The sequence below is a fragment of the Odoribacter sp. N54.MGS-14 genome, from assembly GCF_000980295.1.
Lineage (GTDB): Bacteria > Bacteroidota > Bacteroidia > Bacteroidales > Marinifilaceae > Odoribacter > Odoribacter splanchnicus.
In genome coordinates, this window is the sequence record NZ_LARL01000136.1 from 1 (window position 1) to 2060 (window position 2060).

1 protein-coding gene and 1 pseudogene are annotated in these 2060 nt (G+C 40.9%); both read left to right on the forward strand.

The features are described from left to right. Window positions 1-1741 (forward strand): TonB-dependent receptor domain-containing protein (locus tag WS42_RS14535; protein WP_046451348.1); only part of this gene is annotated, 1741 nt, incomplete at its 5' end. Between the two features lie 11 nt (window positions 1742-1752). Beyond that, window positions 1753-2060 (forward strand): annotated as a pseudogene (locus WS42_RS14540) (RagB/SusD family nutrient uptake outer membrane protein); the annotation flags it as partial.

A 2060-nucleotide genomic window follows, 5' to 3' on the forward strand; every position in this document is an offset into this window, starting at 1 on the left:
TTATACGATTGAGAATCCTTTGTATAATGCGAGTTTGAATAGTTTCGACCGGGCCAAAAAGGTGAATTTTGTCAATAATTTCAATGCAGAATGGCGTCCTGTAGAGACGGTGATGGTGCGTGCACGTGTCGGTGTGGGAAAAAATGTCAGAAAAGCGGATAAATTCCTTTCTCCTCAACATACTTCTTTCGATTTGAGTGCAAAAAATCAGAAAGGTAGTTATACTTCTACTCAGAACGATACTTGGTATTACGATGGAGAGTTTACTGCCACTTTCGGAAAATTATTCGCCGATGTACATCAGGTAAATGCTGTAATCGGAACAAATTTCCGTTCTTCAGAAGCAAAAAGTGAGGAATATAAAGCGGTTGGTTTCCCGAGTGGTGATTTTACCCGTCCGTCTTTTGCTACCGGTTTCCCGGATGGTAGTAAACCCGAATATACAGAAACCGTAACTCGTTCGAACAGTTTTTATCTGAACTTTGGATATGCCTATGACAATCGTTATTTATTGGATGCTAATATCCGTATGGATGGAGCTTCGGTTTTCGGAAGTAATAAACATTATACCGAAACTTGGGCTGTCGGACTGGCCTGGAACCTCCACAACGAGTCTTTCCTGAGGGAGGTCGATTGGATCGGGATGATTAAATTCAGAGCTTCTATCGGTAATCCGGGAAATCAGAATTTCGATGCATACCGTTCGTATACTACTTATTCTTTCAATAACTGGATTTCTAATAATTTCGGGACTAGTGTGCTGATCGATGCTTTAGGGAATCCCGATTTAAAATGGCAGAAAACGATAGACAAAAATATCGGTGCCGACCTGTCTTTTTTCAATAATCGGTTTAATATTAATTTCGATTATTACCAGAAAAAGACAGATCCTTTGTTGGCCGTCATCAGCGTCCCTTCTTCTGTCGGAACCAAAACGGTCACAACCAATATGGGGGAACAGTGGAATACAGGGTTTAGCGGTACAGTGAAATATTCCCCGATCTATCGGCCGAAAGATCGGATTAATTGGACATTGAGTCTGAATTTCCGCCATCAGAAGGCAGAATACCGGAATATCGGGAATAGTCTGGATCAGTTTAACCAGGAAAATAAAAACTCCAGTCTGGACCGTTATTATGACGGAGGAAGTCCTACGGCTTTGTGGGCTGTACGTTCTTTGGGAATCGACCCGGCAAACGGACAGGAAGTTTTCGTGAAAAAAGACGGTACTTATTCCTATACTTATGATACCAAAGATGAGGTGAAAGTGGGTGATTCCGAGCCGGATGTAGAAGGAGTGATCGGAAGTACCTTATATTATAAAGGTTTTTCTTTTTCCGTTCATTTGCGTTATAGCCTGGGAGGAGATGTATTCAATAAAGCTTTGTACTCCAAGGTAGAAAATATATCCGAGACAAATCTGAAATACAATCAGGATAAACGTGCGTTATACGATCGTTGGGAAAAGCCCGGACAACATGCCCGGTTTAAGAAAATTTCTCTGACTGAGACGACGCCGATGTCTTCCCGTTTTGTCAAAACAGAGAATTTTTTAAAAGGAGAATCTTTTTCTGTCGGATATGACTTCCCGAAGGAATGGATTGAAAAAATCGGATTTTCTGCCTTAAGACTTCAAGCGAATATGAACGATATTTTTAGAAAATCAAGTGTTAAGGAAGAGCGGGGTATCGACTATCCGTTTGCCCGAACCGTATCTGCATCAGTGTCTGTAACTTTTTAATTCTGTGAATTATGAATATCAAGAGATATATAGCAACAATAATTTTAGCTATTGTCCTATTGCTGAATTTCAGCTGTACGGACTGGTTGGATGTAAAACCGGTAGACCGGATGTCCGAAGATCAGCTTTACTCGACAGAAGCCGGATTCAGACAAGCCTTGAACGGTATATATGTGGAACTGAATCATGCCGATTTGTATGGGGATGAATTGTTGGTGAATACGGTCGAGATATTGGCACAACGGTATAAATTCAGCTCTATGGGAACATTAACAAACCAATATCATCTGGCAGAATTCGATTATACCACCGATTATGC